The organism is Streptomyces sp. NBC_01089, assembly GCF_045162975.1.
GTDB lineage: Bacteria > Actinomycetota > Actinomycetes > Streptomycetales > Streptomycetaceae > Streptomyces.
In genome coordinates this window covers 3,207,887-3,232,277 of the sequence record NZ_CP108660.1, presented here as the reverse complement: position 1 = coordinate 3,232,277, position 24,391 = coordinate 3,207,887, and the positions used below count along the sequence as shown (strand labels likewise).

The window sequence follows — 24,391 nt, the reverse complement described above, 5'->3', positions numbered from 1 at the left end:
TACAGGGGGGCCGCCCGGTCCCGCCCGGCGGGCTGTGACCGTAATCACCGCGCAGGTGTGATCTGCGATTTAGGGACCCGGCGCCCACGGGGATAACCTGCGAGACGGACATGCCGCGTACTCGGACACCGTCTACGCCTCCCTTGTGACAGCGCAGTCACGTTGCCCTTCGCGGCACGCCCACGCAGACAAGTAACCGCGATCACTACTGCGACGACGATTAAGCAAAGGGAGACGGACGCGCGTGGACCTGTTCGAGTACCAGGCGAGGGACCTCTTCGCCAAGCACGGTGTACCGGTGCTGGCCGGTGAAGTCATCGACACGCCTGAGGCGGCGCGCAAGGCCACTGAGAGCATGGGCGGCAAGTCCGTCGTCAAGGCTCAGGTGAAGGTCGGCGGCCGTGGCAAGGCCGGCGGCGTGAAGCTGGCCGCGACCCCGGACGAGGCGGTCGCTCGCGCGACGGACATCCTCGGCATGGACATCAAGGGCCACACGGTCCACAAGGTGATGATCGCCGAGCTGTCCCCGGAGATCGAGGCCGAGTACTACGTCTCGTACCTCCTCGACCGCACCAACCGCACCTTCCTGGCCATGGCCTCGGTGCAGGGCGGCATGGAGATCGAGGAGGTCGCGGAGAAGACCCCCGAGGCCCTCGCGAAGGTCCCGGTCAACGCCGTCGACGGCGTCGACATCGTCAAGGCCCGTGAGATCGTGGCCCAGGCGAAGTTCCCGGCCGATGTGGCCGAGGGTGTCGCCGAGGCCATGGTGACCCTCTGGGACACCTTCGTCGCCGAGGACGCCCTCCTCGTCGAGGTCAACCCGCTGGTGAAGACCAAGGACGGCCGGATCCTGGCCCTGGACGGCAAGGTCTCGCTCGACGAGAACGCCGAGTTCCGCCAGCCCGACCACGAGGCGCTCGAGGACAAGGCAGCAGCCAACCCGCTCGAGGCTGCTGCCAAGGCCAAGAACCTCAACTACGTCAAGCTCGACGGTGAGGTCGGCATCATCGGCAACGGCGCGGGGCTCGTCATGAGCACCCTCGACGTCGTCGCGTACGCCGGTGAGAAGCACAGCAACGTCAAGCCCGCCAACTTCCTCGACATCGGTGGCGGCGCCTCCGCCGAGGTCATGGCGAACGGCCTGGAGATCATCCTCGGCGACCCGGACGTCAAGTCCGTGTTCGTCAACGTCTTCGGCGGCATCACCGCGTGCGACGAGGTCGCCAACGGCATCGTCCAGGCGCTCGAGCTCCTCAAGTCGAAGGGCGAGGCGGTCACCAAGCCGCTGGTCGTCCGTCTCGACGGCAACAACGCGGAGCTGGGTCGCAAGATCCTGTCGGACGCCAACCACCCGCTCGTGCAGCGCGTGGACACCATGGACGGCGCGGCCGACAAGGCCGCCGAGCTCGCGGCTGCGAAGTAAGGGAACAGGTCACCAACACCATGGCTATTTTCCTGACCAAGGAAAGCAAGGTCATCGTCCAGGGGATGACCGGTGCCACCGGCATGAAGCACACCAAGCTCATGCTCGCTGACGGCACCAACATCGTCGGCGGCGTGAACCCCCGCAAGGCCGGCACCTCCGTCGACTTCGACGGCACCGACGTCCCCGTGTTCGGCACGGTCGCCGAGGCCATCGAGAAGACCGGCGCCGACGTCTCGGTGCTCTTCGTGCCGCCGGCCTTCTCGAAGGCCGCCGTCGTCGAGGCGATCGACGCCGAGATCCCCCTCGCCGTCGTCATCACCGAGGGCATCGCCGTCCACGACTCGGCCGCGTTCTACGCGTACGCCAAGTCGAAGGGCGACAAGACCCGGATCATCGGCCCGAACTGCCCCGGCCTGATCACCCCCGGCCAGTCCAACGCCGGCATCATCCCGGGCGACATCACCAAGCCCGGCCGTATCGGTCTCGTGTCCAAGTCGGGCACGCTGACCTACCAGATGATGTACGAGCTGCGCGACATCGGCTTCTCGTCGGCCGTCGGCATCGGTGGCGACCCGGTCATCGGTACGACGCACATCGACGCCCTCGCGGCGTTCGAGGCGGACCCGGAGACCGACCTCATCGTGATGATCGGTGAGATCGGCGGCGACGCCGAGGAGCGTGCGGCCGACTACATCGCGAAGAACGTGACGAAGCCGGTCGTCGGCTATGTCGCGGGCTTCACGGCGCCCGAGGGCAAGACCATGGGCCACGCCGGCGCCATCGTCTCCGGCTCCTCCGGCACCGCCCAGGCGAAGAAGGAAGCGCTTGAGGCCGCGGGCGTCAAGGTCGGCAAGACGCCGACCGAGACGGCCAAGCTGGCCCGTGCGATCCTCGCCGGCTCGTAACGGACCCCGGTCTTCCGGACAGTCCCAGCACTGCGGAGCGGGCCCGTGCCCCCTGGTTTCCAGGGGGTGCGGGCCCGCTCTTGTGTGGTGCGGCTGGGCTGCCGACTGTGCCGGTGCGGCGGTCAGCGCAACTGCGGTACCAGGCGTTCCGGGCCGTTCGCCGGGACCGCGCGGAGTTTCTGGTGCAGTTTCTTGTCCTCGGCGGTCAGCCGCTGCGGGCCGCCGCGCGGCGGTACCCCCTCCACCCGGTGCGGCGGTCCGGTCGGCCGTGAGTAGTGGGTGGGGGCCGTGACCAGTGTGAACACCGTCAGGGCCGTCAGCAGGACGACACAGCCGATGGTGAGCCGTGTCCAGAACCGGGTCCGGCGCTCGCTCCTCGTCCGTACGGAACGGGGCTCCGGCAGGGCGGCCTCGGGGCCCGTTCGGGTGAGGGCGGCCAGCTGCTCCTGGAGCAGCTGGGGCTCCTCCAGACCGGGCACGGCCCTGGCCACGGCGGACCGCGCGTACAGCAGCCTGTTCGCGGCCGCCGGTGTGCTCGCCTCCGTCTCGGCCGCGGTGTCGGGGAGGTCGAGCCCGAGCCCGTCGTAGAGCAGCAGGGTGCGCCGGTAGGCGGGGGGCAGACGGAGTACGGCGTCCCGCAGCGGCACCTGTGCGGGATCCGCCGTCTTCCTGTCGGGCAGCTCGCGCTTGTGGATCGTCCGGCTCTTGCGGCGCCACGGCGACATCGCGTACTCGTAGGCCGCCGCGCGTACCCAGCCGACCGGGTCGCGGTCCGTCGCGACCTCGGGCCAGCTCTGCCAGGCCAGGTGGAACGCGCGCTCGACCGACTCTCTGGCGAGGTGGTGGCGGCCGGTGAGCAGATACGTCTGGTGGACGAGACCGGACGCGGCTCGGGCATAGAGCAGGTCGAAGGCTTCGGCGGGGGTGAGTTCGGAGGCGCCGGGCGGCTGCTCCGGGTCGTCGGGTGTGGCCTGCGGGGCTGCTGCTGCTCCGGGGGGCTGGGGTGCGGGTGTTTCCCCGGGCGCCCCGGGTTTCCCCGCTTCCGCTGTGATTGCCGCGCCGTCCGCGTCCACTGCGTCCACTGCGTCCACTGAGTCCGCTGAGTCCGCTGAGTCGACCGCGACCTGCGCTTGCCGCGGGTCCAGTTCCAGTGTGGCCGTCGTTTCCGACAGCGCCGCTGCCACGAGTGCCGCTTCCGATTCCGCGAGGGCCGTTTCTGCCGGCGCTGTTTCCGGCAGTGCCGCTTCTGGAAGCGCTGCCGTGCGCTGGTCCTCCGCCGGCTGCCCGGCGCCCGGTGACTTCGCCTTGCGCGGCCGGCGCCGTTTCTTCGGGGAGCGCAGTTCCGTCATGAGGTGCCCCCGGCGCTGCTCACGGCGCTGCTCACGGCGGGACGCCAGTCCGAAAAGTGCATAACCGTATATTGAGTGACACGACCGGCCTTTGCCTGTTACGCGCCGAAAGCGCGTGTCGTTGGCAGCATGGCCCGCGTGACCCAGATGACCGACCGCAGCCCGTCGCTCGCCCCTGTGCGGAGCCGATCCGCCGCGCTGGCCGACTGCGTGCTGCGAGGCGGGCTCGCGGCGGCGCTCGGACTCGGCTCGCTCACCGTGCTGGTGATGCTCCTGTGGATCAGTTCGCCCTACCCCGACAGCGGGCCGGGCGGCGCGCTGCACGTCACCGCCGCGCTCTGGCTGCTCGCCCATGGCACGGAGCTGACCAGGCACGACACCGCGTCCGGTGTGCCCGCCCCGTTGGGTCTTGTGCCGATGCTGCTGGTCGTGCTGCCCTTCTGGCTGGTCCAGCGTGCGGCGCGGGCCGCGCTCGACCCGGCGAACGGCCGCCCGGGGCCGACGGTGCACGGTGCCCTGTGCGCGGTGACCGGTGGCTATCTGCTGGTGGCGTCGGCTGTGACGTTGTACGCGTCGAGCGGGCCCTTGTCCGTCGTACCGCTGAGCGCGCTGTGGCATCTGCCGCTCGTCGCCGGTACCGCCGCCGGGGTGGGTGTGTGGCGGGGGCGTGTTTTTCCGCGCGAGCCGTTCAGCGGCTGGGGGCGCCCGCCGTACGCCGGTGGCAGGGCGCTTCCCGCCGGCGTACGGCAGGTGGTCCGTAGCCCCCGGATGCCGGCCGCGCTACGGGCCGGGGCCGCCGGAGCCGCCGTGCTGGCAGGCGGGGGCGCGTTGCTGGTCGCCGGGTCGCTGGTGTGGCACGGGGGCGCCGCGCAGGAGTCGTTCCTGCGGCTGACCGGCGCCGTGTCGGGCCGGTTCGCGGTCCTGCTGCTGGCCGCCGCGCTCGTACCGAACGCGGCGCTGTGGGGTGCTTCGTACGCGCTCGGTCCCGGTTTCACTCTCGGGACCGGTTCGGCGGTGACGCCGCTCATGGTGACCGGCAACGCCGCGCTTCCCTACTTCCCGCTGCTGGCGGCCTTGCCGGGGCCCGGCAAGGGTTCGCCGGTGAACTGGGCGGTGGCGGCTGTGCCGGTGGCCGCTGGTGCGGTGGTCGGCTGGTTCGTGACGCGAGTGCGGGGTGGGGGCCGGGACAAGGGCGGGGTCGAGGCCGCCGGCGTGACCGCGCTCATGGCGCTGTCGGCCGCTGTTGTCTGTGCGGCGGCGATGGCCGTCCTGGCTGCCCTGGCCGGCGGCCCGCTCGGGACCGGAAGGCTGACGTCCTTCGGTCCCGTGTGGTGGCAGACGAGCGTGGCCACCCTGGTGTGGACCGCGGGGACGGCTCTTCCTGTGGCACTGTTCCGGCGCTGGTGGGCGCTGCGGAGCAGCAGGGCGGGGGCGGCGGAGCCCGCGGTGGACGCGGCGGCGGTGGCACGCGTGGGAGTGCCGGCTGCGGTGGCTGCCACGACGGCCGTGGCCGAAGCTCCGGCCGTTACGGGACCGGAAGCGCGCCACCGAGGCGAGGACAGCAGTGAGAACGGCGGTGGGAGCGGCGGCGAGGACAGTGAGGACGGCAGCGGGCGGGACGACGACGCCGGTCGGGAGGGGCGGTGGGCCGCGCTGAAGGGGCTTTCCGGGAGGCTGCTGGCGAAGTTCCCGCTCACGGATGCACAGGACGGGTTCTCGCCCGCCGAGCCCGCAGCACCCTCTGAGCCTTCTGAGCCTTCCGAGCCCGCTGAGTCCGCTGAGCCTGCCGTACGGAGCGAGTCTCCCGTGGTTCCCGCCCCCACCTCGCTCCCGCCCGAGGATGCGGGAGAGGCCAACTCTGCCGTCGAGTCAGGAGCCGTCGAATTAGGCGCGGCTGAACCAGGCGTTGCCGAACCAGCCGCCGCTGCCAAGCCCACCGTCGACCGGAGCGGCCTCGCCTCACCGGGGTCCGCCGGTGGTCCGGACATCTGGCCGCCGATGCCCTACGCCGACGAGGACTGAGGCCGCCGCCCGCCCGCGTCTTCGTGCCTACCTCTTCGTGCCTATCTCTGCGTGCCTACTTCTTTGTGCCGAGCACCGGCACCAGCGAGTGCGGCAGCTTCGTGTTGCAGGCGATCTGGCCCTGCTTCGTCAGCGCGTCGTCCACGCACGTGTAGTAGTCCCGGTACACGAGCTGCGCCGAGAACGTCAGGATCACGATGAGCAGTGCGAGCCCGGCGGTCACCAGGCCGCTCACCGCAGCGGTGATCTGCTGCTTCGACGAGGTGGCCGTCGCCCCGGCGTACGGGCCCGCGTACGGGCCGGGAGCCGGCGGCGCCGTCGGTGCCGGCGGCACCCCCGGACCCGGCGGCGGCCCATCGGTCGGGGAAGTCGGAGAGGTCGGGGAAGCCTGGGAGTCCGGAGAAGTCGGGGCGGCCGGTGGGTTCGCTGTCCCGGATGCGGTGGCGCCCTTGGCCGCGCCCGAATCCGGCTGCGGCTTGGCGCGCAGGGCGCTGACGCCCCAGTACACCGCGAGCGCCCCCAGGAGCAGGCCGATCTCCGGCAGGTTGAAGAGGGCGAAGAAGAACGCCCACATTCCGGCGAGCAGCGCATAGCGCGCCCTGCGCTGCGCCGGGTCCTTCGGGTCCCAGCGCAGGGTCGGGCCGGGGCCGCCCTGGCCGCCGTTCCGCCCGTTTCCCGGATCGTTCGGGCCGCCCGCCGGCCGCTGCGGGCCCGCGCCGAACCCGCCGTCGTGGCGCCCTGGCTGGACCGGGCTCCACTGGCTCCCCCGGCCGGGGGACGAGCCGTCGCCTTCGCCCCCGTCACCGCTCCCGTCGCCCTCGCCGCTGCCTTCGCCGCCCGCCGGGTGCTGCGGGTGCCGGGGCTGCCACGGCTGCTCGGGACGGTCCGCGGGCGGCGGCGCGAACGGGTTGTCGTCGTCCGGCTCCGTCGAAGAGGGCCGGCGTTCCCGCAGCAGAAGTGAACCCTGCCCGTACGGCTGGGTGCGGAGAGTCGCGCGGTGGCGTCGGTCCTGCATCTGGTGAACGTCTTCCCCTCATTCGGTTCCTGCCCGGGAGACAGGTCCTGTCCCCAGACGCTACCTCTCGGCCGTGCCCCCGTCCCGTGGGGGCCGTTCCGTGTGCCGGTATCGTTGCCGACGGTCGGCGCGTTCGTAGAGTTCCCCGTATCGGGGGATGCGATCTATTCGTACGACCGCACAAGTCGTATCCAGAAAGGGCCCCGCCGTGGCCTCCCCGTCCTCCCCTGCCCGCCTGGTCGTGCTGGTTTCCGGTTCCGGAACCAATCTGCAGGCCCTGCTCGACGCGATCGCCGGCGATCCCGCCTATGGAGCCGAAATCGTCGCGGTCGGCGCTGACCGCGACGGCATCGCCGGGCTCGACCGCGCCCGCAGCGCGGGGCTGCCGACCTTCGTCTGCAAGGTGAAGGAGTACGCGGACCGCGACGCGTGGGACGCGGCGCTGGCCGAGGCCACCGCCGCCTACGCGCCGGACCTGGTGGTGTCGGCCGGTTTCATGAAGATCGTGGGGAAGAGGTTCCTCGCGGCCTTCGGGGGCCGGTTCGTCAATACGCATCCGGCACTGCTGCCCGCGTTCCCCGGCGCCCACGGAGTGCGCGACGCGCTCGCGTACGGGGCCAGGGTCACCGGCTGCACCGTCCACTTCGTCGACGACGGCGTCGACACCGGACCGATCATCGCGCAGGGTGTGGTCGAGATCCGGGAGCAGGACGACGAAAGCGCTCTTCATGAGCGCATCAAGGAAGTCGAGCGGAAGCTGCTCGTCGATGTCGTGGGGCGTCTGGCCCGTAACGGCTACCGCATTGAGGGACGAAAGGTTCAGGTCGGTGCACACCGAGAACACGGACACCGTTAAGCCCATCCGGCGCGCGCTCGTCAGCGTCTACGACAAGTCGGGTCTGGAGGAGCTGGCCCTCGGGCTGCACGAGGCGGGCGTCACGCTCGTCTCCACCGGATCCACCGCGGCGAAGATCGCCGCTGCCGGTGTGCCGGTCACCAAGGTCGAGGAGCTGACCGGTTTCCCGGAGTGCCTCGACGGCCGGGTCAAGACGCTGCACCCGCGGGTGCACGCCGGGATCCTCGCCGATCTGCGCCTCGAGGACCACCGCAGGCAGCTCGCCGAGCTGGAGGTGGAGCCCTTCGACCTGGTCGTGGTGAACCTCTACCCGTTCTCCGAGACCGTCGCGTCCGGTGCCACGCCGGACGAGTGCGTCGAGCAGATCGACATCGGCGGCCCGTCCATGGTCAGGGCCGCGGCCAAGAACCACCCGTCGGTCGCCGTCGTCACCAGCCCCGGCCGGTACGCGGACGTCCTGACCGCTGTCCGGGGCGGGGGCTTCGACCTGACCGCGCGCAAGCGGCTCGCCGCGGAGGCGTTCCGGCACACCGCCGCCTACGACGTGGCGGTCGCCGGCTGGTTCGCCGATGACTACGCGGCGGCCGACGACAGTGGCTTCCCCGAGTTCATCGGCGCGACGTACGAGCGCGGAAACGTCCTGCGCTACGGCGAGAACCCGCACCAGGGCGCCGCGTTGTACGTCTCGGGTACGGGCGGCCTCGCCCAGGCCGAGCAGCTGCACGGCAAGGAGATGTCGTACAACAACTACACGGACACCGACGCCGCGCGCCGGGCCGCGTACGACCACGCCGAGCCCTGTGTGGCGATCATCAAGCACGCCAACCCGTGCGGTATCGCGATCGGTGAGGACCTGGCCGAGGCGCACGGCAAGGCGCACGCCTGCGACCCGGTCTCCGCGTACGGCGGTGTGATCGCCGTCAACCGTCCGGTGACCGTGGCGCTCGCCGAGCAGATCGCCCCGATCTTCACCGAGGTCGTCGTCGCTCCGGCGTACGAGGACGGCGCGGTCGACGTGCTGGCGCGCAAGAAGAACATCCGGGTGCTGCGCTGTCCCGACGCCCCGTCGGCCGCGGCCGAGGTCAAGCAGATCGACGGCGGCGCGCTGCTGCAGGTCGCCGACCGGCTGCAGGCCGAAGGCGACGACCTGGCGAACTGGACGCTCGCGTCAGGTGACGCGCTCGACGCGGCGGAGCTGGCCGAGCTGTCGTTCGCCTGGAAGGCGTGCCGCGCGGTGAAGTCCAACGCGATCCTGCTCGCCAAGGGCGGTGCGTCGGTCGGCGTCGGGATGGGTCAGGTCAACCGGGTCGACTCCGCGAAGCTCGCCGTCGAGCGTGCGGGCGAGGAGCGGGCGCGGGGGGCGTACGCCGCTTCGGACGCGTTCTTCCCGTTCCCGGACGGCTTCGAGATCCTGGCGAACGCCGGGGTCAGGGCCGTGGTGCAGCCGGGCGGTTCGGTCCGTGACGAGCTGGTCGTGGAGGCCGCCGAGAAGGCGGGCGTGACGATGTACTTCACGGGTACGCGGCACTTCTTCCACTGAGCTGCCGCGGTGCTCGTACCCGTACCTCGGTACGGGTACGAGCACCGGACTTGGCGCCCGACAGGGCGCCGGATACGGCTGAGGGCCGTAACTACCGGCAATACGCACAGGAGTTACGGCCCTCGGGGCTCAGCCCGGGTCCAGCAGGACGCGGGTCAGCCGACCTTGACGACCACGGTCGAGCAGATCTTGTCCGCGAACGTCTGCTTCTTGGCGTCCCACGCCGGCCACAGCCAGCCCAGGTAGCAGGCGAGGCTGTCCACGAAGTGGGCGAGGTAGCGGACGAACGCCATGCCGAAGCCCAGCGGCCGGCCGTCGGCCTCGCGCAGCAGGCTGATGCCGAGGGCCTTCTTGCCGATGAACTGGCCGGTCGTGCCCTCCTTGTAGAGCTTGAAGAGGCCGAGCCCGATGCCGACGAGGATGCCGATCACGGCGATAGCGGAACCCGCGCCGCCACCGATGCCGCCGCCGATACCGACGATGATGCCGTACGGGATGCCGATGACCAGACCGTCGAGCAGCAGGGCGGCGAACCGGCGCCACCAGCCGGCGAACGGCGGCTGGCCGCCGTAGCCGCCGGGCTGCTGGGGGTAGCCGCCGCCGTAGTTCTGCTGGACCGGCGGTGCCTGCGGGTAGCCGTAACCGGGCTGCTGCGGCACACCCTGCGGGGCCTGCTGCGGGTATCCGTACCCCGGCTGCGGCGGCTGCTGGGGCTGGCCCTGCGGCTGCCCCGGCGGCGGGCCGTAGGGGTTGTTGGGGTTCGGTTCGCCGAAGCTCATGACTGAATTCCTCCGTTGGTTCCTGCGGGGACGGTGCGGTTCGAGCGGAGGATTGGTGAGAGAAACGACTGAGCGGTCTGCCCCCCCGACACTGGCCGCGGCACTGCGTCCCACATGGTTCTCAATGCCGCGTAAGTTTGTCCAGTCGCAGTCCCTATGTGTTGTGCAAGTGCAACTTGGGCGATCATTCCGCCCCCTGAAAGAATGGCTCGTATGACAGCCCAGATTCTCGATGGCAAGGCCACCGCGGCCGCGATCAAGTCCGATCTGACCGTCCGCGTGGCGGCCCTCAAGGAGAAGGGAGTGGCTCCCGGTCTCGGCACCCTGCTCGTCGGTGACGACCCCGGCAGCCGGTGGTACGTCAACGGCAAGCACCGCGACTGCGCGGAGGTCGGTATCGGGTCGATCCAGCGCGAACTCCCCGACACCGCAACGCAGGAGGACATCGAGGCGGTCGTCAGGGAGCTCAACGAGAACCCCGAGTGCACCGGCTACATCGTGCAGTTGCCGCTCCCCAAGGGCATCGACACCAACCGCGTCCTGGGGCTGATGGATCCGGCCAAGGACGCCGACGGGCTGCACCCGACCAGCCTCGGCAAGCTGGTGCTGAACGAGGAGGGGCCGCTGCCCTGCACCCCGTACGGCATCATCCAGCTGCTCCGTCACCACGGTGTGGAGATCGACGGGGCGCATGTCGTGGTCGTCGGCCGCGGTATCACCGTCGGCCGTTCGATCCCGCTGCTGCTGACCCGTAAGTCCGAGAACGCGACCGTCACGCAGTGCCACACCGGCACCCGCGACCTGCCCGCGATGCTCAAGCAGGCGGACATCATCGTGTCCGCGGCCGGTGTCCGGCACATCATCAACCCCGAGGACGTCAAGCCGGGGGCCGCTGTCCTCGACGTCGGCGTCAGCCGGGACGAGAACGGCAAGATCGCGGGAGACGTGCACCCCGGTGTCGCGGAAGTGGCCGGCTGGGTCTCGCCGAACCCGGGTGGTGTGGGCCCGATGACCCGCGCGCAGCTGCTGGTGAACGTCGTGGAGGCGGCGGAGCGCAGTGTCGGCTGAGCCGTCGGAACCCGCGGCGGGCACGAAGTCCGGGGACCCCGAGTCCGGGAAGCCCCAGGGCACTGACGGTACGAGCGCTGAATCCCAGGGCGCTGCGTCTGCGGGTGCTGAACCGGAGGGCGTTGAACCGCAGGGCACTGGACCGCAGGGCACTGGACCTCAGGGCGCTGAATCCCAGGGCGCTGCATCTGCGGGTGCTGAACCGCAGGGCGTTGAACGCACGGGTGCTCATCCCGCGGGTGCCGGAGCCGAGGAGCCCGAAGGGGACGAGAACGCGGGGGAGCAGCCGGAGGGGAGCGAGGGGGAGGACGCCGTCAGCGCGCCCGGTCCGGACGGTGAGCCGGTCCGCACCACCCGGCGCTTTCCCCGCGTGACCCGGGACACCGCGCGCCCCGAGGGCGGCGGCCGGGCGGCCGCCGGTGACGCGCCCGCCCCCGCCAGACAGTGGCCACTGCTCACGGTGCTCGTCACGATCGGCGTCGGGCTGCTGCTCGTGGCGTTCGACGTGACACGGGTGGGGCTGCTGCTCGTCGGGATCGCTCTGCTCGGTGGCGCGGTGATGCGCTGGTGCGTGCGTTCCGTCGGCATGCTCGCGGTGCGTTCGCGCTTCACCGACATGCTCACGTACGGCGTGCTGGGGTTCCTCATCACGCTGCTCGCGCTGATGGTGCAGCCCGATCCGTGGCTGAAGTTGCCGTTCCTGGAAGGGCTGATGCATTTCACCGTCCGGTGAGGCGGTGAGGCGGTGAGGCGGTGAGGCGGTGCTCCTGTGTCGGGTGGAACTCCCTTGTTTCTCCAGGTCGCTGACTGCCCGTATGCCCAGGGGAAGGCCGTCAGTGCCGTCTGAAAAATAAATGAGAATCCGGGGGAGTGGCCCGCGATTCCCGGGGCAAGCGGTTGGTATCCCCCCACGGGTGCTTGCACCCGGCGGTGGCCGCCCGCGCCTCTCCCCCCCCCCTGGCGCGGACGGCCACCGCCGCTGCAACGCGCGCTCCCGCACAGGGGGTACGAAGGCGGTGTGCGGCGTGCCACACGGGGGTGGGAACCGGGCGCGCGCGGGTTCCGATAGCCTGACGTCGGAAGTCTCTTCACATCAAGATTCAGTTCATGGTGTGAGTTTCCGGGATTTCCCGCACCAGGGGCAGGGACCCCCACCGCCAGCTGTCTTACGGAGAACGCCATGACCCGCACTCCTGTGAATGTCACCGTCACCGGCGCGGCCGGCCAGATCGGCTACGCGCTGCTCTTCCGCATCGCTTCGGGCCACCTGCTCGGCTCGGACGTGCCGGTCAAGCTGCGTCTCCTGGAGATCCCGCAGGGGCTGAAGGCCGCCGAGGGCACCGCGATGGAGCTCGACGACTGCGCCTTCCCGCTGCTTCAGGGCATCGAGATCACGGACGACCCGAACGTCGCCTTCGCCGGGGCCAACGTCGCGCTCCTGGTCGGCGCCCGCCCGCGCACCAAGGGCATGGAGCGCGGTGACCTGCTCGCGGCCAACGGTGGCATCTTCGGCCCGCAGGGCAAGGCCATCAACGACAACGCCGCGGACGACATCAAGGTCCTCGTCGTGGGGAACCCGGCCAACACCAACGCGCTCATCGCGCAGGCATCGGCCCCGGACGTCCCGGCCGACCGCTTCACCGCGATGACCCGTCTGGACCACAACCGGGCCATCTCGCAGCTCTCGCAGAAGACCGGCGTCCCGGTCTCCGAGATCCGCCGTCTCACCATCTGGGGCAACCACTCCGCCACGCAGTACCCGGACATCTTCCACGCCGAGGTCGCGGGCAAGAACGCCGCCGAGACCGTCAACGACGAGAAGTGGCTGGCCGACACCTTCATCCCGACCGTCGCCAAGCGCGGCGCGGCGATCATCGAGGCGCGTGGCGCGTCCTCGGCCGCCTCCGCCGCGAACGCCGCCATCGACCACGTGCACACCTGGGTCAACGGCACGGCGGACGGCGACTGGACCTCGATGGGTATTCCGTCGGACGGCTCCTACGGTGTCCCCGAGGGCCTCATCTCGTCCTTCCCGGTCACCACCAAGGGCGGCAAGTACGAGATCGTCCAGGGCCTGGAGATCAACGACTTCTCGCGTGCCCGCATCGACGCTTCGGTGAAGGAGCTCACCGAGGAGCGCGACGCGGTTCGCGAGCTCGGCCTCATCTGAGCCGAACGCACGGAAACGCCCCCGGCGACCACCTGGTCGCCGGGGGCGTTTCCGTATATCGGGATACGGGATACGGGATACCGGGGCCGGTCCATCGGCCAGGCCGGTCAGCCCGTCAGGCAGTCAGCCCGCCGTCAGCCCGTCAGCCCGTCAGCCCGTCAGCCCGTCAGCCCGGGCCGTCGGGCTGTCAGTGCTTCAGCGCGTTCGCGTCCTGGCGCAGCCGCTCCATCGACTGGCTGTGCAGGCCGCCGCCGAACGTGATGCGGGTGGCACCCAGCGTGCCCAGCTCCTGCGGTGACGGACCCCGGGGCCGGAAGAGCGCGTTGAGCGGTGCCCCGACCGCGGACGCCAGGCCGGGCAGCTGGTCCGGCGGCGCTGTGATCGGGTAGACGCAGTCGGCGCCCGCCGCCACATAGCGGACGGCGCGGTCGATGGCGGGCGCCGGATCCCGTACGCCACGGATGTACGTGTCCACGCGGGCGTTGATGAACAGCGCGGCTCCGGCCGCCGCGCGGAACGCCGCGAGCCGGTCCGCGTTCTCCTGCGGGTCGCGGAGCACTCCATCGGAGGAGTCCTCCAGATTGCAGCCCACCGCGCCGGTGTCGAGTAGCCGCCCGGCCAGTTCATCCGGCGGCAGCCCGTACCCGTCCTCGATGTCCGCCGAAACGGCCACGCCGAAGCCCTCGACCGCCCGGACGATCCGGCCGATCGCGGCGAACATCTCGGCGGCCGGGGTGTCCCCGTCCGCGTAACCGAGCGCGGCCGCCACTCCGGCGCTCGGGGTGGCGAGCGCCGGGAAGCCTGCTTCCGCGAAGACGCGGGCGCTGGCCGCGTCCCATGGGCAGGGCAGCACCAGCGGATCACCGGGTGACCGGCCCAGGTGGAGACTGCGGAAGTCCGTCATGGAGGGACCTTTCGGCGGAGGTGGAGCGGGGAGGAGGAAGCCGGGCCCAGCTGGTGTGGCGCCCAGTGGCGGCCGGGCTCTGGGCCCTGCACGCTCAGTGACGTGCCCGCTCAGGGGGGCCCAGTGGCGGCCGGGCTCAGTGGCGGTGGGCGAGGGAGCCCGGCGTGTAGTGGCCGGGCACCAGGCGGGCGGTGACGGAGAACCGGTTCCAGGCGTTGATCACGGTGATCGCCGCGATCAGCTGGGCCAGCTCGGTCTCGTCGAAGTGCTCGGCGGCGTGTGCGTACACCTCGTCCGGCACGAATCCGTCCGTCAGCACGGTGATGGCCTCGGTCAGCTCGATCGCCGCGATCTCCTTCGCGGTGTAGAAGTGCTTCGACTCCTCCCAGCCGCTCAGCTGCACGATCCGCTCGACCGACTCGCCCGCGGCGAGGGCGTCCTTGGCGTGCATGTCGATGCAGAAGGCGCAGTGGTTGATCTGGGATGCCCGGATCTTGACCAGTTCGAGCAGGGTCGGGTCGACGCCCTTCTTGGCCGCCGCGTCCAGGGCGATCATGGCCTTGTAGACCTCGGGGGCGAGCTTCCCCACATTGAGGCGGGGGGTGTGCTCGGGGAGGTAGTCCGTCATGGCTCTTCTGCCCTTCGTGCGTTGACCGTCATGCTTCGTCGTGCCTCGACCGTCGTGTGCCTAGGACGCTACGGGGCAGATGGCGCAGGGGTATGGTCCATTTCTGTGACAGATCCTTGGGCCACTTTCGGCGTAGACCTGCATCTGGAGCTGACCGGTCCCGGGCTGCGGGTCGGCCTCACGGACGCGCTGCGCCGGGCCGTCCGTACCGGTCGGCTGGCGCCGGGGACCCGGCTGCCCTCCTCGCGTACGCTCGCCGCCGACCTGGGCGTGGCCCGTAACACGGTCGCCGACGCCTACGCCGAGCTGGTCGCCGAGGGCTGGCTGACCGCCCGGCAGGGTTCGGGGACCCGGGTGGCCCAGCGGACCGTGCCGCGCGGGGTGCCGAGGCCCGCCGCCGCCCGGCCGCCGCAGCGGAGCGGACCCGAGTACAGCCTCCGGCCCGGCGTTCCCGACCTCGCCTCCTTTCCGCGTACGGAGTGGCTCAGGGCGTCGAGGAAGGCGCTGACCGCCGCGCCGCACGAGGCGTTCGGCTACGGCGACCCGCGGGGGCGGGCCGAGCTGCGTACCGTGCTCGCCGGCTATCTGGCGCGCGCCCGCGGTGTCCACGCCGACCCGGACCGCATCGTGGTGTGTGCCGGTTTCGCCCACGCGATGATGCTGATGGGGAAGGTGCTGCGGGGGAGACGGGTGCGGGAGGTGGCCGTCGAGTCGTACGGGCTCGATCTGCACTGGAACCTGCTGGTCGATGCCGGGCTGCGCACCCGGGCCCTGCCGCTGGACGGATTCGGCTCGCGCACCGGTGAACTGGGGCGCGAGGGCGCGGTGCTGATGACACCCGGGCACCAGTTCCCGACGGGTGTCCCGCTCCACCCGGACCGGCGCACCGCCGCCGTCGACTGGGCCAGGAGCACGGACGGGGTGATCCTGGAGGACGACTACGACGGGGAGTTCCGTTACGACCGCCAGCCGGTCGGGGCGCTCCAGGGGCTGGATCCCGAGCGGGTCGTCTACTGCGGGACCGCCAGCAAGTCCATCGCTCCCGGGCTGCGGCTCGGCTGGCTGGTGCTGCCCGATGCGATGGTGTCCGAGGCCGCGCAGGCGAAGGGGAACTCCGACTGGATGTCCAGTTCGCTGGAGCAGCTGACCCTGGCGGAGTTCATCGCCTCCGGTGCGTACGACCGGCATGTCCGCGCGATGCGGCTGCGCTACCGGCGGCGGCGCGACCAGTTGGTGGCGGCGCTGGCCGAACGGGCGCCCGGCATCAGGGTGTCCGGGATCGCCGCCGGGCTGCACGCCGTACTGGAACTGCCCCGGGGCACCGAGCGGTCGGTGGTCCAGGCGGCTGCCCGGCAGGGACTTGAGCTGTACGGCGGTGCCCAGTTCCGGCACGCGGATGTGCGGGACGGGCGCGACATGCTGGTCGTCGGGTACGGAACGCCGTCGGACAGCGCGTGGACGGGCGCGCTGGACGCGCTGTGCCGGGTGCTGCCTTAGGGGCAGGCCGGGGCGGGGGAGGCCAGAGGACGTGCGTCAGGAGGGCAGGTCGGAGGTAGGCCGACGACAGGCCGGGGCGGGCCAGGGTGGCGGGCCAGGGGGGGGGATGGCCGGCCAGGCCGGTGGTGTGGTCTCAGGTTTCGGCCGGGTGCGGGGTGGCCGGGGCCTCGCCGAATCGGGCCAGTGCGAGTGCTCCCGCGACGGCCACCGCGAACCCCGCGACCGCCAGCGGGGCCAGCCCCTCCCGCGTACGGTCCCCGAGCCAGACCACCCCGACCAGAGCGGGGCCGATGGTCTCGCCGATGACCATGCCCGCCGTGGCCGTGGTCACCGAACCGCGCTGCAGCGCCGAGGTGAGCAGCAGGAAGGCCGAACCGCCGCCGACCAGCAGCGCGTACAGCGCCGGGTTGGTGAAGTCGGCCGAGTCGATGAGGCGTACCGACACTTCGACCACCCCGAAACCCACCCCGGAACCGAGGCCGAGCACCAGGGCCCGCGCCTTGCCCTTGAGGTGGCCGGCCGCCGTGCCCACCAGGAGCACCGCGAGTGCGACGCCGAGCATCGACCACCGCAGCGCGGACGACCCCGCCGTGTGCCCCTCGTTCCCGGAGGCGAGGCCGAGCATTCCGAGGCCCGCGCAGACGACGGCCACCGCGCCCCATTCGGTACCGGAGAGCCGGACGCCGAGGATGCGGGAGGCGACCACGGCGGTGACCGCGAGACTCGCGGCGAGTGCGGCGCCGACCGCGTAGATGGGGAGCGTCCGCAGGGCGACGATCTGGAGTACGAAACCGAGCCCGTCGAGGCCGAGTCCGGCGATGTAACGCCACTGGCGCAGGGCGCGCAGGAGCAGCGCGGCGTCCACGCCCGAGCCGGTTCCCGGTGCGGAGGCGCGGGCCGCGGCGGCCTGGAGCACGGAGGCCGTACCGAAGCAGACCGCTGAACCGAGGGCACAGATCATTCCGATGAGCACGAAAGGACTCTAGTTGGGCGGAGACGGGCCCAGCACCGACCACCCATGCGCACCGCACCCGGGCGGTATCTAGTCTGTACACCGACAGACGCAACAGCAGCGCCGGCGGACGCAGCAGCGGAGCCGGCGGAGTTCGTACGACGGGGGAGCGGGGCGCATGCGCAAGATGAGGTCGGGTGCTGTGGTGCTCGGAGGGATGGGGATGCTGGCGGCAACGCTCGCGGCCTGCGGCTCCGACGTGGACAAGCGGTGCGTCGATCCGAATACGCACAAGCAGCTGCCGACGTACGAGTGCACCAACGGCACCGGCCACGGCACGTACTACTACGGCGGCTCGTCCAAGCACGGCAAGCTCTCCGGCGGCAGCTTCAGCAAGCCCTCGGTGCACCGCGGCGGCTTCGGCGGCGGGTCGCACTCCGGTGGCGGTTTCCACTCCAGCGGCGGCTGACGGGACATGCGGCGGCACACCATCGAACCGCGTCCCGGCTGGCAGCAGATCGTCGAGGAGCAGGGGCTGATCTATCCGCTGACCCGCTACCCGGACGACTCCCTGCGCCCGTACTGGGACGAGAGCGCGTACTACTCGTTCTCCCTCCCCGAGGTCGAGGCGCTGGAGGAGGTGGTCGAGGAGCTGCACGCGATGTGTCTTGCCGCGGCCGCCCACATCGTCGAGCGCGACCGGTTCGCGGAGCTGGGCATCACCGATCCCCGGCTGGCCCGGCTCGTCGGCGAATCCTGGCGACGGCGCGATGAACTCCCCTCTGTCTACGCCCGGTTCGACCTCCGGTACGACGGCACCGGTCCGGCGAAAATGCTGGAGTACAACGCCGACACCCCTACCTCCCTGGTGGAGGCGGCCGGCCCGCAGTGGTTCTGGATGGAGGACCGCTTCCCCGGCGCCGACCAGTGGAACTCCCTGCACGAACGGCTGGTCGCCGCCTGGAAGCGGCAGGCCCCGCTGCTGCCCCCGGGGCCGCTGCACTTCGCGCACTCCGAGGCCGACGAACTCGGCGAGGACCTGATGACGGCCGCCTATCTGCGGGAGACCGCCCAGCAGGCCGGGATCGACACCGAGGCGCTCTCGATGGAACGGATCGGCTGGGACCCGCTGTCCGGCCGGTTCGTCGACGAGGGGATGCGCTTCATCCGCAGCTGTTTCAAGCTCTACCCGTGGGAGTGGCTGACGACGGACAGCTTCGGTCCGCAGGTCCTGGACACGCTCGACAACGGCGGTTCCACCGGCTCCACCTGCTGGATCGAGCCCGCGTGGAAGATGCTGCTCTCCAACAAGGCCCTGCTTGCCGTGCTCTGGGAGCTGTATCCCGGCCATCCGAATCTCCTTCCCGCCTATCTGGACGGGCCGCGCGAACTCGCCCTGTCGAAGGGGTACGTCTCCAAGCCGCTGCTCGGCCGCGAAGGCGCGGGCGTCGAGCTTCACGAGCCGGGTGCCGGTGCCGACGCCGACGCCGGTGGTGGTGCTGGTGCCGGTGGCTCTGCCGGTTCTGTCGGTGTACCGGCGCGGGTGCGGGCCGACGAGGCGTGCTGTTACCAGGAGTTGGCGCCGCTGCCGGACTTCGACGGCAACCGTGTGGTGCTCGGTGCGTGGGTCGTCGAGGACGAAGCGGCGGGGCTCGGAATCCGGGAGTCGGCGGGGCCGGTGACGGACGAGTACGCCCGCTTCCTGCCCCACGTCATCCTCTGAGGGCCGGCTCGGCCCCTCAGCCGCCCAACTGCCCCAGCTGTCCGGCCGTCTCAGCTGCCCGGCCGACCAGCCGCCCAACTGCCTCACACGTTCAGCACGCTCCGGAGCTGGGTGAGCCCCCAGTCCAGGTCCTCCTTACTGATCACCAGGGGCGGGGCGATCCGGATGGTGGAGCCATGGGTGTCCTTCACCAGCACCCCGAGATCCATCAGCTTCTCCGAGATCTCCCGGCCGGTGCCGTGCGCCGGGGCGATGTCCACGCCGGCCCACAGCCCTCGTCCGCGTACCGCCTCCACCGCGCCACCGCCCACCAGCAGCCCCAGTTCACGGTGGAGATGGTCGCCCAGCTCGGCCGCCCGCTGCTGGTACTCACCGGTCCGCAGCATCGCGATGACTTCCAGGGCGACGGCACACGCCAGCGGGTTCCCACCGAAGGTCGATCCGTGTTCGCCGGGGTGGAAGACGCCCAGCACCTCCGCCGACGAGACCACGGCCGACACCGGCACCACCCCGCCGCCGAGTGCCTTGCCCAGGATGTACATGTCGGGCACGACGCCCTCGTGCTCACAGGCGAAGGTCTTCCCTGTCCTGCCCAGGCCGGACTGGATCTCGTCGGCGATGAACAGCACGTTCCTGGCGCGCGTCAGTTCCCGTACGCCCGGCAGATAGCCCGCCGGTGGCACCAGCACCCCGGCCTCGCCCTGGATGGGTTCAAGCAGCACGGCCACGGTGTTGGCGTCGACGGCCGCTTCCAGGGCGGCCAGATCCCCGTACGGCACGATCTCGAAGCCGGGGGTGTAGGGGCCGAAGTCCGCTCGGGCCTCGGCGTCCGTCGAGAAGCTGACGATCGTGGTCGTCCGGCCGTGGAAGTTGTTCTCGGCGACGACGATCTTCGCCTGTCCGTCCGGTACGCCCTTGACTCTGTATCCCCACTTACGGGCCGTCTTCACCGCCGTCTCGACCGCCTCGGCCCCCGTGTTCATCGGCAGCACCATCTCCATGCCGCACAGCTCGGCGAGCTGGGTGGAGAAGTCGGCGAACCGGTCGTGGTGGAAGGCCCGGGAGGTGAGTGTGACGCGCTCCAGCTGGGCCTTGGCGGCGTCGATCAACCGGCGGTTGCCGTGGCCGAAGTTGAGCGCCGAGTAACCGGCGAGCATGTCGAGGTAGCGGCGCCCCTCGACGTCGGTCATCCACGCGCCGTCCGCCGACGCGACGACCACGGGCAGCGGGTGGTAGTTGTGCGCACTGTGCGCCTCGGCTGAGGAGATCGAGGTTTCCGTAACTGACACGACTTCTCCGTTCTTACGGCGTACGGCTTTACTGCGTAAGGCTTTTACTGCATACGGGCCGTACAGGCGCGGGTCCTACGGTGTTCGGCTCATTGTGTGCTCATTCCTATCGTCGGCCACGGCGGGCAGGAAGAAACCTTGTGGACCGGCGCGCCGGGCGGCCATGCGGTGCAGGGGCGTACCGCACATCGATCCCTTCGGGGCCCGTGTCGCCCGCGCCCCCCGCGCCGCCCGGGCCCTCGAACCAGTCGAGCCGGCTGCGTGCCCAGGCGCGGGCCCGCTCGAAGCGGCCCGGCTCCGGAAGCCGGGCCGGGTCCGGGCCGGGTGCCTGGGCCCCCTCGGCCACGATCCGCGCCAGCACCCGCTCGGCCATCGACTGCCCCGGCTCCGGCCCGCCCGGACTGCCCGGCCCAGCCGGCTCGCCCAGCGCGCCTCCCGGAGGCTGCCCTTCTCCAAGACCTGGCTGTCTGCCCGCCCCCGACTCGCCGTGTTCACCGAGTTCACCGTGTTCACCGAGTTCACCGAGTTCACCGTGTTCGCCGTGTTCCCCGTGTCCGTCCTGCTCCCCGCCCCGGCCCCGGTCGCCGAGTGTGCGGCCCAGGGCCCGGAGCTCCGAGGGGAGCCGTGGATCCGGATCACGCCGTCCGTACTCGCCCCTACCTCGCATGTCCCGCGTCACCTCTCCCATTTCCCGCCTCACCTTTCCGCCACCCACCTTCACGCTCACCGCTCGCGCACGCCCACTCCCCGCGCACGCCCACTTCTCACACACGCCCACCCCTCACGTTCACCCCTCGCACGGACTCGTCCTCTTCGTCCGGTGGTTGGCTGCCGTCCGGTGGGGGCAGCAGCTTGCTCAGCTTCTTCAGGGCTCGGTTCAGCCGTGACTTCACGGTGCCGCGCGGCCAGCCCAGTGCCTGTGCCGTCTCCGCCTCGTCCATCTCCAGCAGATAGCGGTACGTCACAGCGAGCCGCTGTTCGGTGCTCAGCCGGTCCAGTGCCGTCAGCAGCAGTGCCCGGCGCTCCTCCCGCAGCGCGGCCACCGCTGGATCCGCCGACTCCGGTATCAGTGGCTCCGCCTCCGCCAGCGCTGCCTCGCGTCCCGCCGCGGATCGCTGCCGGTGCGCCGAGCGCACTGTGTTCCGCGTCTCGTTCATGACGATCCGCAGCAGCCAGGGGCGGAACGACGCGCCCGGCTTGAAGTGGCCCAGCGCCCGGTATGCCTTGAAGAAGGCCGACTGCACCACGTCCTCCGCGTCCGCACCGGCCCCGAAGGCGGCCGCCGCGCGCAGTGCGATTCCGGTGTAGGCGCGCACCAGCTCCGCGTACGCCTGGGTGTCCCCGGCCCGCACGCGTGCGATCACCCCGGCCTCGTCCGCTCCGGGTGTGGCTCCGGCCGTGGCCCTGGGCCCGGCTCTCTCTGTGGCCACGTCGGCAACGGCGACGTGGCTCCCCTCCCGCGTTCTCACATCTTTCATACACCGCGCGGCGGAGATCGGTTCCGCACCTGAGAGAATGCTGTACATGGCCTCAGACCGTCCCCGGGTGCTCTCCGGGATCCAGCCCACGTCAGGCTCGTTCCACCTCGGCAACTACCTCGGCGCCGTGCGCCAGTGGGTAGCCCTGCAGGAGTCGCACGACGCGTACTACATGGTCGTCGATCTGCACGCGATCACCGTCCCGCAGGACCCCGCCGAGCTGCGCGCCAACACCCGGCTCGCGGCGGCCCAGCTGCTCGCGTCCGGCATCGACCCCGAGCGCTGCACGCTCTTCGTGCAGAGCCATGTTCCCGAGCACGCCCAGCTCGGCTGGGTCATGAACTGCCTGGCCGGGTTCGGTGAGGCCAGCCGGATGACCCAGTTCAAGGACAAGTCGGCCAGGCAGGGCGCCGACCGTGCGACCGTCGGCCTCTTCACGTACCCGATCCTCCAGGTCGCCGACATCCTGCTCTACCAGGCCAATCAGGTCCCCGTCGGCGAGGACCAGCGCCAGCACGTCGAGCTGACCCGGGACCTCGCCGACCGGTTCAACAGCCGGTTCGGCGCGACCTTCACGGTCCCGGAGCCGTACATCCTCAAGGAGACGGCGAAGATCTACGACCTCCAGGACCCGACGGCCAAGATGAGCAAGTCGGCGGCCTCGCCCAAGGGCCTCATCAGCCTGCTCGACGAGCCGAAGGTCTCGGTGAAGAAGGTCAAGAGCGCGGTGACCGACACCGACACGGTGATCCGCTACGACCCGGTGGCGAAGCCCGGCGTGTCGAACCTGCTGACCATCAACTCGACGCTCACCGGCACGAGCATCGCCGACCTGGAACAGCAGTACGAGGGCAAGATGTACGGCGCGCTCAAGACCGACCTCGCCGAGATCGTCGCCGACTTCGTCACACCGTTCAGGACCCGCACCCAGGAGTATCTGGACGACCCGGAGTCGCTGGACTCCCTGCTCGCCAAGGGCGCGGAGAAGGCCCGTACGGTCGCCGCCGAGACCCTGGCCCAGGCGTACGAGCGGCTGGGGTTCCTGCCGGCCAAGCACTGACCCGGGGCCTGTGACCTTGGACTCTGGCCAGGCGGACGGGGGGCCGCCACACTGCTCGCATAATGGTCGGGCAGGCATCCGGAAGCATCCGACAGCGGAGGAGAACGACGTGGGGACCGTAACGCTCGGCGTTTCGATCGCGGTCCCGGAGCCGTACGGCAGCCTGCTCCAGAAGCAGCGCGCGGGCTTCGGGGACTCTGCCGCGCACGGCATCCCGACCCACGTCACGCTCGTCCCGCCCACGGAGGCCGACGCCGCTTCGCTGCCCGCCATCGAGGCCCATCTGGCCTCGGTCGCGGCCGCGAACCGGGCCTTCCCGATGCGGCTGTACGGCACGGGGACGTTCCGGCCGCTCTCGCCCGTCGTCTTCGTCCAGGTGGTGACGGGCGGTTCGGCCTGTTCCTGGCTCCAGCAGCAGATCAGGGACGCGTCGGGCCCGCTGGTGCGCGAGCTCCAGTTCCCGTACCACCCGCATGTGACGGTCGCGCACGCCATCTCGGACGAGGAGATGGACCGGGCGTACGAGGCGCTCGCCGCCTTCGAGGCGACCTGGACCTGTGGCTCCTTCGCCCTGTACGAGCAGGGGGCGGACGGCGTGTGGCGGAAGCTGCGCGAGTACGCGTTCGGCGGCGGGGGCGGCGTCGTCCCCGGCCCGAGCGTGTCCAGGGAAGCGCCCGCCGCGCCGTCGCTGCCGTCCCTGCCCTAAGTCCTTCCCCAGGCCCTCCCCCCAGGCCCTTCCTCTTCTCTCTTCTTCTCCGGAGCCTCAGACCGGAAGCCGCCTGAACAGCGGCCTCGGGACGTGCCGGAGGGCCGACATCACCACCCGCAGGGTGCCCGGCACCCAGACGGTCTCCGACCGGCGCCGCAGTCCCGTCTCGATGGCCAGCGCCACCGCCTCCGGCGTGGTGGCCAGCGGCGCCTCGTCGAGCCCCGCCGTCATCTTCGAGCGGACGAAGCCGGGGCGCACCACCATCACCTGGACGCCGGTCCCGTGCAGGGCGTCGCCGAGTCCCTGGGCGAACGCGTCGAGGCCGGCCTTGCTCGACCCGTAGATGAAGTTGGCCCGGCGGGCCCGCTCGCCTGCCACCGACGAGAGCACCACCAGCGAGCCGTGGCCCTGTCCCTGGAGTGCCTTGGCGCAGATCAGGCCGGCGGAGACCGCCCCGGTGTAGTTGGTCTGCGCGACCCGGACCGCGGACAGCGGGGCGCTCTCGTCGCGGGCCTGATCGCCCAGCAGGCCGAAGGCCAGCAGCACCATGTCGATGTCGCCCTCCGCGAACACCTTGCCCAGCGTCTCCTCGTGGGAGGCCGGGTCCAGTGCGTCGAAGTCGGCCGTACGGACATCCGCGCCCAGGGTGCGCAGATGGGCTGCGGCCGCGTCCAGGGCGGGGGAGGGGCGTCCGGCGAGCCAGACCGTCCGGGTGCGGCGGATCACCAGGCGGCGGGCCGTGGCCAGGGCGATCTCGGACGTACCGCCGAGGATCAGCAGGGACTGGGGGGCACCGAAAGCGTCTTTCATGGCTGTTTCCTCGGAGTCGGGATCGGGTTTCGGGATCGGGTTTCGGGTTCGGGTTCGGGTTCCGGGTTCGGAGGCGACGTCGGGTTCAGGCGCCGGGTTCAGGCGTCGGGTCGCTTCGGGTCGCGTCGCGTCGGGCTGGTCGGAATCGGAATCGGAATCGGAATCGGATTCGGAAGTGGCGGGGAGAGCGAAGGGGCCGTGCACTCCTGCG

23 protein-coding genes are annotated in these 24,391 nt (G+C 71.0%); 13 read left to right on the top strand and 10 right to left on the bottom strand.

The window, feature by feature from the left end; translation table 11 throughout:
* Nucleotides 1-244: 244 nt before the first annotated feature.
* On the top strand, nt 245-1,423 hold the full coding sequence (sucC, locus tag OG510_RS14210) for an ADP-forming succinate--CoA ligase subunit beta (RefSeq protein WP_164264582.1): 1,179 nt from the start codon (nt 245-247) through the stop codon (nt 1,421-1,423).
* Nucleotides 1,424-1,443: 20 nt separating this feature from the next.
* Entirely contained in the window at nt 1,444-2,331 is an 888-nt protein-coding gene (sucD, locus tag OG510_RS14205) for a succinate--CoA ligase subunit alpha (protein ID WP_405777977.1), read from the top strand.
* A gap of 122 nt (nt 2,332-2,453) precedes the next feature.
* On the opposite strand, the gene OG510_RS14200 is transcribed toward sucD, so the two are convergent.
* Entirely contained in the window at nt 2,454-3,413 is a 960-nt protein-coding gene (locus tag OG510_RS14200; RefSeq protein WP_406137120.1) for an RNA polymerase subunit sigma-24, read from the bottom strand.
* A gap of 396 nt (nt 3,414-3,809) precedes the next feature.
* On the opposite strand from OG510_RS14200, the gene OG510_RS14195 reads away from it, so the two are divergent.
* Complete coding sequence (locus OG510_RS14195) at nt 3,810-5,702, top strand: DUF6350 family protein (protein ID WP_406137119.1); 1,893 nt, start codon at nt 3,810-3,812, stop codon at nt 5,700-5,702.
* A 55-nt stretch (nt 5,703-5,757) separates the two neighbouring features.
* Here the strand turns inward: OG510_RS14195 and OG510_RS14190 are convergent, their stop codons facing one another.
* Entirely contained in the window at nt 5,758-6,717 is a 960-nt protein-coding gene (locus tag OG510_RS14190; RefSeq protein ID WP_406137118.1) for a hypothetical protein, read from the bottom strand.
* A gap of 157 nt (nt 6,718-6,874) precedes the next feature.
* Between OG510_RS14190 and purN the strand changes: the two genes are divergently transcribed.
* Nucleotides 6,875-7,573 carry a phosphoribosylglycinamide formyltransferase gene (gene purN / locus OG510_RS14185; RefSeq protein WP_406137117.1) on the top strand — a complete coding sequence of 233 codons (699 nt, stop codon included), beginning with the start codon at nt 6,875-6,877 and terminating at the stop codon, nt 7,571-7,573.
* A complete protein-coding gene (gene purH / locus OG510_RS14180) occupies nt 7,485-9,113 on the top strand; it encodes a bifunctional phosphoribosylaminoimidazolecarboxamide formyltransferase/IMP cyclohydrolase (protein ID WP_406142393.1) in 1,629 nt (542 codons plus the stop codon). Before purN ends, purH begins: the two co-directional genes overlap by 89 nt.
* A 155-nt stretch (nt 9,114-9,268) precedes the next feature.
* Here purH and OG510_RS14175 read toward each other — a convergent pair whose 3' ends face one another.
* Entirely contained in the window at nt 9,269-9,892 is a 624-nt protein-coding gene (locus OG510_RS14175) for an RDD family protein (RefSeq protein WP_406137116.1), read from the bottom strand.
* 213 nt (nt 9,893-10,105) lie between these two features.
* On the opposite strand from OG510_RS14175, the gene OG510_RS14170 reads away from it, so the two are divergent.
* The 3 genes from OG510_RS14170 (at nt 10,106) to OG510_RS14160 (ending at nt 13,130) form a co-directional block, all read left to right on the top strand.
* Complete coding sequence (locus OG510_RS14170; RefSeq protein ID WP_406137115.1) at nt 10,106-10,960, top strand: bifunctional methylenetetrahydrofolate dehydrogenase/methenyltetrahydrofolate cyclohydrolase; 855 nt, start codon at nt 10,106-10,108, stop codon at nt 10,958-10,960.
* A complete protein-coding gene (locus OG510_RS14165; protein WP_406137114.1) occupies nt 10,950-11,693 on the top strand; it encodes a DUF3017 domain-containing protein in 744 nt (247 codons plus the stop codon). Before OG510_RS14170 ends, OG510_RS14165 begins: the two co-directional genes overlap by 11 nt.
* A 447-nt stretch (nt 11,694-12,140) precedes the next feature.
* Nucleotides 12,141-13,130: a malate dehydrogenase gene (locus OG510_RS14160; RefSeq protein WP_406137113.1), complete on the top strand. Its 990-nt coding sequence runs from the start codon at nt 12,141-12,143 to the stop codon at nt 13,128-13,130.
* 187 nt (nt 13,131-13,317) lie between these two features.
* On the opposite strand, the gene OG510_RS14155 is transcribed toward OG510_RS14160, so the two are convergent.
* Both OG510_RS14155 and OG510_RS14150 read right to left on the bottom strand, forming a co-directional pair.
* Nucleotides 13,318-14,034, bottom strand: coding sequence for an isocitrate lyase/phosphoenolpyruvate mutase family protein (locus tag OG510_RS14155; RefSeq protein WP_406137112.1), 717 nt, complete (start codon nt 14,032-14,034; stop codon nt 13,318-13,320).
* Between the two features lie 136 nt (nt 14,035-14,170).
* Entirely contained in the window at nt 14,171-14,662 is a 492-nt protein-coding gene (locus tag OG510_RS14150; RefSeq protein WP_406137111.1) for a carboxymuconolactone decarboxylase family protein, read from the bottom strand.
* A 105-nt stretch (nt 14,663-14,767) separates the two neighbouring features.
* On the opposite strand from OG510_RS14150, the gene OG510_RS14145 reads away from it, so the two are divergent.
* Entirely contained in the window at nt 14,768-16,159 is a 1,392-nt protein-coding gene (locus tag OG510_RS14145; protein ID WP_406137110.1) for a PLP-dependent aminotransferase family protein, read from the top strand.
* Between the two features lie 133 nt (nt 16,160-16,292).
* Here OG510_RS14145 and OG510_RS14140 read toward each other — a convergent pair whose 3' ends face one another.
* Nucleotides 16,293-17,120, bottom strand: a complete 828-nt coding sequence (locus OG510_RS14140) for a hypothetical protein (RefSeq protein ID WP_406142392.1) — start codon at nt 17,118-17,120, stop codon at nt 16,293-16,295.
* Nucleotides 17,121-17,289: 169 nt separating this feature from the next.
* Here OG510_RS14140 and OG510_RS14135 point away from each other — a divergent pair, with 169 nt between their 5' ends.
* On the top strand, nt 17,290-17,580 hold the full coding sequence (locus tag OG510_RS14135) for a hypothetical protein (RefSeq protein WP_406137109.1): 291 nt from the start codon (nt 17,290-17,292) through the stop codon (nt 17,578-17,580).
* Between the two features lie 6 nt (nt 17,581-17,586).
* Nucleotides 17,587-18,834, top strand: coding sequence for a glutathionylspermidine synthase family protein (locus OG510_RS14130; RefSeq protein WP_406137108.1), 1,248 nt, complete (start codon nt 17,587-17,589; stop codon nt 18,832-18,834).
* Between the two features lie 83 nt (nt 18,835-18,917).
* On the opposite strand, the gene rocD is transcribed toward OG510_RS14130, so the two are convergent.
* The 3 genes from rocD to OG510_RS14115 form a co-directional block, all read right to left on the bottom strand.
* On the bottom strand, nt 18,918-20,123 hold the full coding sequence (gene rocD / locus OG510_RS14125; protein WP_406137107.1) for an ornithine--oxo-acid transaminase: 1,206 nt from the start codon (nt 20,121-20,123) through the stop codon (nt 18,918-18,920).
* Between the two features lie 106 nt (nt 20,124-20,229).
* Nucleotides 20,230-20,790 (bottom strand): hypothetical protein, encoded by a 561-nt coding sequence (locus OG510_RS14120; protein ID WP_406137106.1) that lies wholly within the window; start codon nt 20,788-20,790, stop codon nt 20,230-20,232.
* Between the two features lie 97 nt (nt 20,791-20,887).
* Nucleotides 20,888-21,487 carry an RNA polymerase sigma factor gene (locus OG510_RS14115; protein WP_406142391.1) on the bottom strand — a complete coding sequence of 200 codons (600 nt, stop codon included), beginning with the start codon at nt 21,485-21,487 and terminating at the stop codon, nt 20,888-20,890.
* 160 nt (nt 21,488-21,647) lie between these two features.
* Between OG510_RS14115 and trpS the strand changes: the two genes are divergently transcribed.
* Nucleotides 21,648-22,661, top strand: a complete 1,014-nt coding sequence (gene trpS / locus OG510_RS14110) for a tryptophan--tRNA ligase (RefSeq protein ID WP_406137105.1) — start codon at nt 21,648-21,650, stop codon at nt 22,659-22,661.
* Nucleotides 22,662-22,770: 109 nt separating this feature from the next.
* Entirely contained in the window at nt 22,771-23,367 is a 597-nt protein-coding gene (locus OG510_RS14105) for a 2'-5' RNA ligase family protein (RefSeq protein ID WP_164258589.1), read from the top strand.
* Nucleotides 23,368-23,424: 57 nt separating this feature from the next.
* Here OG510_RS14105 and OG510_RS14100 read toward each other — a convergent pair whose 3' ends face one another.
* The gene (locus tag OG510_RS14100) at nt 23,425-24,180 is read right to left on the bottom strand and encodes a decaprenylphospho-beta-D-erythro-pentofuranosid-2-ulose 2-reductase (RefSeq protein WP_406137104.1); all 756 of its coding nucleotides are present in this window, start codon (nt 24,178-24,180) and stop codon (nt 23,425-23,427) included.
* Nucleotides 24,181-24,391: the final 211 nt, after the last annotated feature.

What these genes read in the sequence shown, in the direction of transcription:
- sucD (WP_405777977.1), top strand. Translation starts at nt 1,444, where the DNA reads ATGGCTATTTTCCTGACCAAGGAAAGCAAGGTCATCGTCCAGGGGATG.
- OG510_RS14195 (WP_406137119.1), top strand. Translation starts at nt 3,810, where the DNA reads ATGGCCCGCGTGACCCAGATGACCGACCGCAGCCCGTCGCTCGCCCCT.
- OG510_RS14190 (WP_406137118.1), bottom strand. Translation starts at nt 6,717, where the DNA reads ATGCAGGACCGACGCCACCGCGCGACTCTCCGCACCCAGCCGTACGGG.
- purN (WP_406137117.1), top strand. Translation starts at nt 6,875, where the DNA reads ATGCGATCTATTCGTACGACCGCACAAGTCGTATCCAGAAAGGGCCCC.
- purH (WP_406142393.1), top strand. Translation starts at nt 7,485, where the DNA reads ATGTCGTGGGGCGTCTGGCCCGTAACGGCTACCGCATTGAGGGACGAA.
- OG510_RS14175 (WP_406137116.1), bottom strand. Translation starts at nt 9,892, where the DNA reads ATGAGCTTCGGCGAACCGAACCCCAACAACCCCTACGGCCCGCCGCCG.
- OG510_RS14170 (WP_406137115.1), top strand. Translation starts at nt 10,106, where the DNA reads ATGACAGCCCAGATTCTCGATGGCAAGGCCACCGCGGCCGCGATCAAG.
- OG510_RS14160 (WP_406137113.1), top strand. Translation starts at nt 12,141, where the DNA reads ATGACCCGCACTCCTGTGAATGTCACCGTCACCGGCGCGGCCGGCCAG.
- OG510_RS14155 (WP_406137112.1), bottom strand. Translation starts at nt 14,034, where the DNA reads ATGACGGACTTCCGCAGTCTCCACCTGGGCCGGTCACCCGGTGATCCG.
- OG510_RS14150 (WP_406137111.1), bottom strand. Translation starts at nt 14,662, where the DNA reads ATGACGGACTACCTCCCCGAGCACACCCCCCGCCTCAATGTGGGGAAG.
- OG510_RS14140 (WP_406142392.1), bottom strand. Translation starts at nt 17,120, where the DNA reads ATGATCTGTGCCCTCGGTTCAGCGGTCTGCTTCGGTACGGCCTCCGTG.
- OG510_RS14135 (WP_406137109.1), top strand. Translation starts at nt 17,290, where the DNA reads ATGCGCAAGATGAGGTCGGGTGCTGTGGTGCTCGGAGGGATGGGGATG.
- OG510_RS14130 (WP_406137108.1), top strand. Translation starts at nt 17,587, where the DNA reads ATGCGGCGGCACACCATCGAACCGCGTCCCGGCTGGCAGCAGATCGTC.
- OG510_RS14120 (WP_406137106.1), bottom strand. Translation starts at nt 20,790, where the DNA reads ATGCGAGGTAGGGGCGAGTACGGACGGCGTGATCCGGATCCACGGCTC.
- trpS (WP_406137105.1), top strand. Translation starts at nt 21,648, where the DNA reads ATGGCCTCAGACCGTCCCCGGGTGCTCTCCGGGATCCAGCCCACGTCA.
- OG510_RS14100 (WP_406137104.1), bottom strand. Translation starts at nt 24,180, where the DNA reads ATGAAAGACGCTTTCGGTGCCCCCCAGTCCCTGCTGATCCTCGGCGGT.